The 6,658-nt window shown below is 43.9% G+C and carries 6 protein-coding genes; all 6 read left to right on the top strand.

The window, feature by feature from the left end; genetic code table 11:
• The coding region (locus KHY58_RS09970) for a DNA polymerase III subunit gamma/tau (protein ID WP_278473249.1) at window positions 1-1,873 on the top strand (1,873 nt) is incomplete at its 5' end.
• A 141-nt stretch (window positions 1,874-2,014) separates the two neighbouring features.
• A complete protein-coding gene (locus KHY58_RS09965; RefSeq protein WP_205112678.1) occupies window positions 2,015-2,344 on the top strand; it encodes a YbaB/EbfC family nucleoid-associated protein in 330 nt (109 codons plus the stop codon).
• The gene (gene recR / locus KHY58_RS09960) at window positions 2,345-2,941 is read left to right on the top strand and encodes a recombination mediator RecR (protein ID WP_004694915.1); all 597 of its coding nucleotides are present in this window, start codon (window positions 2,345-2,347) and stop codon (window positions 2,939-2,941) included. It abuts the gene before it with no gap.
• Between the two features lie 4 nt (window positions 2,942-2,945).
• Window positions 2,946-3,197 carry a hypothetical protein gene (locus tag KHY58_RS09955; RefSeq protein ID WP_008714821.1) on the top strand — a complete coding sequence of 84 codons (252 nt, stop codon included), beginning with the start codon at window positions 2,946-2,948 and terminating at the stop codon, window positions 3,195-3,197.
• Between the two features lie 12 nt (window positions 3,198-3,209).
• Window positions 3,210-5,798: a 3'-5' exonuclease gene (locus KHY58_RS09950; protein WP_278473247.1), complete on the top strand. Its 2,589-nt coding sequence runs from the start codon at window positions 3,210-3,212 to the stop codon at window positions 5,796-5,798.
• A partial coding sequence (locus tag KHY58_RS09945) for a pseudouridine synthase (RefSeq protein WP_278473245.1) occupies window positions 5,798-6,658 on the top strand: 861 nt, incomplete at its 3' end. The genes KHY58_RS09950 and KHY58_RS09945, both read left to right, overlap by 1 nt.

The following is a 6,658-nucleotide window of genomic DNA, read 5'->3' as shown; positions in this document are numbered from 1 at the left end:
GACGCAAATTATGGAAGCCCTCATTCAACATGTGCGTGCTTTGCTCGTTGGTAAGGTGGCTCCTGATGCGGATGAACTCAAGGTATACGATGCCTTTAAGGATGAGTTCCTAGCTCAGGCCAATACTGTTGATTTCAATGAACTTAACCAATATGTGCGCAGTGCTCAATCCATCATGAATGATGCGAAACAAGTGGATAATCCAAGAACCATCATTGAAATGGGTCTACTCGTGCTTTGTGCTAAATTAGGCTCTGTTGATGAAAGCTTAGAAGACCGTGTACATGCTCTAGAAAGTACTGAGCGATCTGAACGAAATGATTTATTGAACCGCATGGCTCAATTGGAACAACGAGGCCCAGCGGCTCCTACACCAGCTTATAGTGCTAATGCATTTGGTCCACCTAGCGGCTATGCGAACAGCTTTGTTCCTGTAGATAATGCTGCTGTACAGAATACTTCCATGAGTAGTATTCAAAATACTGCTGTTGGTACTGTGCCACCTCCAAGCAGCGTAGGTATGACACCACCGCCTGCGAATGTGGGTATGACTCCACCGCCTGCGAGTGTAGGCATGACTCCACCACCGGTGGGAGCACCAGGTAGTACACCTCCTCCGATGAATGGAGTGGGTATAGCTCCGCCACCAATGGGCGGCGTTGGCATGGCGCCACCACCGAATAATGGGGACCCAGTTTCCCGAAAAACCACGAGAAACCAAGCTAAAGGTCGCGGTAAAAAAGGCATTAGTACACAGGCCATCATTAGTGAACAAATCTTATCTGCTCAAGAGTATCGCAATGTACAATCCAATGTCATTAAATACTTGAAGGATAGCAATCGCAATATGACCTCTACCGTTATCGGTCAAGGTCAGTTGGTGTACGTAGACCAAAGCAAGGCGGTCATGGCCTTTAAAAATACATTACATCTCAATGTAATGACCAATGAAGTGAACTTGGCGGAAGCGGTTGATGCTTTCACCTATACACTGGGCTATGCAGTACATGTAGAAATTGTGGATGCCCTTACGCAAGTTTATAAAGACTATAAAAAGGCTGCTGGTAGCACCACACAACGCCAAGTAAAAGCACCCCAACGACCACAAGAACCGATGGTTGACGTAAAGACGACCTCCGGTGCGGAACCGACACAAATGGATTTAACCAATGATCCGCAAGAGAGTAAACCTGATTCTGCAGCTGTGGACGCGGCTAAGGCTGCGGCGATGGCGTTTTTAGCTAAGAAAACAGGCGGTGCTGTTGCAAATACAGCAGTTAGTGATAGTGCGAATACAAGTACAATAGATACATCAGAAACTGCATTAGGAGCTGGCGTAGAAACAGAGCCAGCATCCGGTGGTGATGTGCCAATTACATCCTTTGATGGTAGTCCTGCGACACAGGTGCCAGATGGTGAAATTCCTATTGAGTCTCTAGCAGGTTCTATAGAAGGGGATGATATTCCGGTTCATTCCTTTGATGATGTGCCTGTAGACGATATGGAGGGGTCTTATGTATCATCCTTAGATGATATGCCGCCACATCCATTAGATAGTGTGACTGTTATCAGCGAGGATGGCGAAGTGTTAGAGCGCCCTATGGATAGCGGGGCGCATATCGAAGTGGAAGCTGTCCCAAAGTCTGATGGGGGTGAACCTCATGAGGAAACCCCACATCAAAGTGATGACAAAGCTATGCTTTCATCAGCACCTATTGAAGTAGAGGCTATCGATAGTGTTACGGTGGCTCGAGAATACGCTTGGGATCCAGAGCATATGACAGAAGAGGAACGAAACAATCCTCTCTTGGCGGAAACGTTAGAAAAATTATCTGAAGACCATGACATCATAGTCGAGGTTATCGAAGAATAGATAAAAAAGTAATTGTTAGATAATAACCTTTGGCCTTGGGGCTATTAGGTGACACATATGTTATAAATCTATGTCATATAGTATTAATGATGTGGACTTAGAATGTTAGTATAGGACGATGTCTTAAAAGGAGGAAATATAATGTTTGGTAAAGGTATGGGCAACATGGCGGGCATGATGAAAAAAGTTCAAAAGATGCAAGAAGATATGAAGAAAATGCAAGAAGAGTTAAAAACTCGCACTGTAGAAGCTTCCGTAGGTGGCGGTGCTGTAACCGTTGTGATGAACGGTGAAAAAATCATCGAATCCTTGAAATTGAATCCTACAGCTGTTGATCCTGAAGATGTGGAAATGTTAGAGGATCTAATAATGGCTGCGGTAAACGAAGCTAGCAAAAAAGTAGACGACCTCTTGGCTCAAGAAATGGGCAAAGTGACTGGTGGTCTAAACTTGCCAACAGGTTTATTCTAAATGACAAACGCTTTAGAACGGCTCGTAGAACAGCTGCGCCGCTTGCCTGGCATCGGCTCCAAGTCGGCTAGACGCTTGGCTTATCATTTGGTAGAAATGCCGAAGGAAGAGGTAGACCGCCTAGTGGAAACCATTGTAGAAGCGAAGGGGGCTACAAGGCACTGTTCTATTTGCTTTAACTTATCAGCTCAAGATCCTTGCGAATTCTGTAGCAATCCAAATCGCGACCAAACGACGATTATGGTTGTTGAAACATCTCGCGATGTGATTGCTATCGAGCGCAGTGGTGATTATAAGGGCTTGTATCATGTATTGGAAGGCGCTTTGTCCCCTATGGAGGGCATTGGTGCTGACGATATTCGCGTAAAAGAGTTGATTGCACGCCTTCGTGATGGCGTTGTACAAGAGGTTATCCTCGCGACAGACCCAGATGTCGAAGGGGAAGCAACAGCTCTGTATTTGGCGAGATTATTAAGTCCAAGTGGCATCAAGGTAACGCGAATTGCCCGCGGTGTTCCTGTGGGTGGCGATATCGAATATGCCGATGAATTAACGCTAGGCGGTGCCGTAGTGAACCGTCAAGAAATGAAAGGATAATAGTATGGGAGCTTTATTAGCGTCACCGATTATATCGGCGGTTATTTCCATTGCTGTAGCCTACATTGCTTTCAAAGTAGCATTTTTCACCATTAAACGGGTGGCTATGAATGTTGTGATTGGTGGGTTAACCTACTGGGTATGCGTTCATGTACTTGAGATTCCAATGGATATTGGAGTTGGTATTTGGGCATTAACAGCAATTTTAGGTCCTATTCCTATGGTCTTAGCTGCTATATATTACGGCATTAAATAACAGGAGGTTTTTATGCTTATCAATCGTGAACAACAACGCGTTATTGATGAAGTGGAACAGAATATCCTCTTGTTAGCATCCGCTGGGACGGGAAAAACGAATACACTTGCTTTTCGAGTGGCTCACCTCATCGAGGGCGGCTATGCGAAGGCGGAAAATATCTTGTGCATGACCTTTACGAACAAGGCCGCGAATGAGATGAAAGACCGCATTCAATCGCTCGTAGGCAGTCCTGCAAAGGCTGTGGAGGTTAGTACATTCCACAGCTTTTGCTTTTTCATTCTCCAACAAGAGGGAAAGCGCAACGAAAGCTTGTACACGGACGTGACCATCTTTGATGAAGAAGACTGCAAGGAACTCTCTGAACCGTACCGTCCTGGTAAATTGCGAGAAATGTCCTTTGCTAATGTTATCTCCATGGTGAAAGAATATCGTTCCTTATATGGCTTTTATTCTGATAATCTCAAAGACGATTACAAGCGAACTATCGAACGCTTGCAGAAGGAGCAGCGCGAAGCCATTGAGCAGCTCTTCTCTAGCTTTGGAAATGTCCTCTACAGTGAACTCCATGATTTCTTGAACCATGGTCACGAATGGATTGCTGCTTATGATGAAAGCTTAGCTTCCGTGCACGGTCTAGATTTTACAGACCTTATCTGCGGTGTTCATCGTCTATTCCAAGACACTGTAGTCCGCGAGCGCTGGCGCAGTCGTTACAGCTATATCTCTGTAGATGAAATGCAAGATACGGGCGTGCTGGAGTACAAGGTTCTAGAAATACTGTGGGAAGGTAATCATGTGCTACTATGTGGCGACTATTTCCAAACAATTTACGAATGGCGTGGCTCCGATCCGTTCCGCTTGCTCAAGCAATTTGATGCGGATTTCAAGCCTTTGAAAATCATCTTTTATGAAAACTATCGTTCCAACTGGACGCTCTTTACGATGGCTTTCAAGACCTTACAAAATATGTTCCCTGACCTCGTAGGTTCAATCTACACTGAATTGCCTCGTGCCAATAGTGAAAGCAAGGGCAAGCCTGTTCTCATTAAAGGTTGTAAAAATAGCTACCTTGAGGGCCGATATATCTACGACGCTATCTGTGCATTACCGAAGGATGCTAATATCGGCGTTCTCGTGAGGGATAATAAAAAGGCACAGCAGCTAAGCGATTCTTTTGAACGTCTTAATGGCGAACGACCTGAAGAGGAACGCCGACACTTCATGATTATCGACGAGTTTAAATTCTTTAGACGTCAAGAAATTAAAGATGTTATGGCTTACTTCAAGTTGTTGATGAATCCTAATGATTCTGTCAGTGCGAAACGCATTATCAAGCGATATGTTGCTGGTATTGGTGACGCTCGTATTGCTGCGATTGAAAGCCCAGAGACGAGCCAAGTAGGTTTAAAATTGACGGACTTCATGGATATGCCTATCTTTGAGGCGGAGCCTTATGCAAAGCTTGTCAGTGGCTTAGAGCAGCACGAAGTAGTTGTTTATGACGTGGAGAGCACCGGCACAGATACGTCTCAAGACCGCATCATTCAAATTGCAGCTATTCGCATCGATGAAAATGGACAGGTCTTAGAGGCCTTTGAACGCTTTATCAATCCTGGTGTACCTGTTGGTCAATCCGAAGAGGTACATGGCTTCTCCGAGGCGTATTTACAAGAACACGGCGAAGAGCCAGCTATAGTGCTACAAGCCTTTAAGGAATTTTCTAAGAATGCTATTATTGTAGGTCATAATGTAAACTATGATGTGACCATCTTTACGAATGAATTGGCGCGTCATAACTTAGGCAATCCTGAGTTCAAGGCTATTTACGATACCCTCGATATCTACCGTCGTTTCTATCCTAATTTGCCAAATCATAAATTGGGCTTCCTAGCATCTAAGTTCCCTATACACCATGAGCCAACACATAATGCAATGGATGATATCTTGGCCACTGCACAGCTTTTAATTTATGCGGTGAAAGAAAAAATCGTACCGACCACAACGGGTCGCATGGTAGCTATTAATAAATATAAGGCAGCTTTCACGGATATCGCCTCTCAAATGGCGACCTTGCGTAGAAAAGCCTATACGGAGATGCCAACGAAATTATTGGCGTATATCATGAACCAAATGGGGGTTCTAGAATACTATAAATCTCATGGAGAAGCGGCAAAGGTAGAGCATATACGCGATTTGTATCGCATCATGGAAAAACTAGATGCGGCTTATGAAGGGCCTGCAGGTTTGGCTCGATTAAACCAAATCTTACAGATGGCGGCCCTTACGGCGGGTGAGCCTGCGCAGCAGGTACGAAATGAAGATCGCATTCCTATCATTACCATTCACCAAGCGAAGGGTAGCGAGTTTGACCATGTATTCTTGGCTGGGCTAAATGAAGGAACTTTCCCGAGTCCCTTTGCCATTGCAGAAGGTCGTGAAGACGAGGAAAAGCGTTTGTTCTATGTGGCCATCACTCGACCTAAACAAGAATTGACTATTACCTTTGAACAGACGAATATACGAGGTAGGGCAGTTCAACCAAGTTCGCTACTCAACTATATGCCACGAGATCCTGAACTCGTAGAAAGGAGATACTAATGGCGCGAAAAACACATCGCCCCGATGATATTCTATGGACCGTGACAGCTGTAGATATAGAAACTGTACTTAGCAAGAAAAATGCAAGACAAAAGCTAATAGGTAATGGTCAAGATATATCAAGTAAAAATCGAGATATATCGAGTAGCAATCAAGACATATCAAGTCGCGATTCTGAGCATATTGGAGAAGTACGCGATATTTCACTTGGTGAAGTGTTAGATACTAGATATCCTCGAAAATCTTTAGTTAAACTTTTTGAAGAGAAATTAATTCATATTAATGGTCATAAGGCTACGCCAAAAGATGCAATCTCTGAAGGCGACGAGATTTGGATTGCTATGGCGAAGGAAAAAATAGATCATGACCCTATCGAAATGGACTTACGCATTCTGTATGAAGATGATGATCTCCTTATTGTGGATAAACCAAGTGGTGTGACTGTAAACTCTAAAGATCAAGTTTCTCTTGCCAATGGTGTGGCGCACTATTTTAAAGAACATGGTATCAAGCGAAAGGTACGTTTCTTGAACCGTTTAGATCGAGATACGACGGGCTGTATTATCATTGCTAAAAGCGGTCTAGCTCAAAGTCTTTATCAACAACAAATGGATAATAACACCTTTGAAAAGTGGTATATGGCTACTGTAGAAGGCATCGTAGAAGCTGATGAGGATACTTTAGTATTCCCTATGGAACGCAGTGCTGATGGTATTCATTACGAAGTAAATGCAAAGGGCAAAGAGACTCGCACAGATTTTTCCGTCCTATGTAGACATTCTTCCCAGCCTGTGGATAACTCTGTGAATAAGTCTGAAAATTCTGTGGATATAGGACTAAAAAATGTGGATATAAACTTA

This window comes from Veillonella parvula, assembly GCF_018366295.1.
In the GTDB taxonomy this organism is placed as follows: domain Bacteria; phylum Bacillota; class Negativicutes; order Veillonellales; family Veillonellaceae; genus Veillonella; species Veillonella parvula_P.
The sequence above is the reverse complement of the archived record's forward strand: the minus strand, read 5'-3'. Positions and strand labels throughout refer to the sequence as shown.

Excerpts from the sequence above, each read along its gene's own strand:
- recR (WP_004694915.1), top strand. The coding sequence starts at position 2,345 with ATGACAAACGCTTTAGAACGGCTCGTAGAACAGCTGCGCCGCTTGCCT.
- KHY58_RS09950 (WP_278473247.1), top strand. The coding sequence starts at position 3,210 with ATGCTTATCAATCGTGAACAACAACGCGTTATTGATGAAGTGGAACAG.
- KHY58_RS09965 (WP_205112678.1), top strand. The coding sequence starts at position 2,015 with ATGTTTGGTAAAGGTATGGGCAACATGGCGGGCATGATGAAAAAAGTT.
- KHY58_RS09955 (WP_008714821.1), top strand. The coding sequence starts at position 2,946 with ATGGGAGCTTTATTAGCGTCACCGATTATATCGGCGGTTATTTCCATT.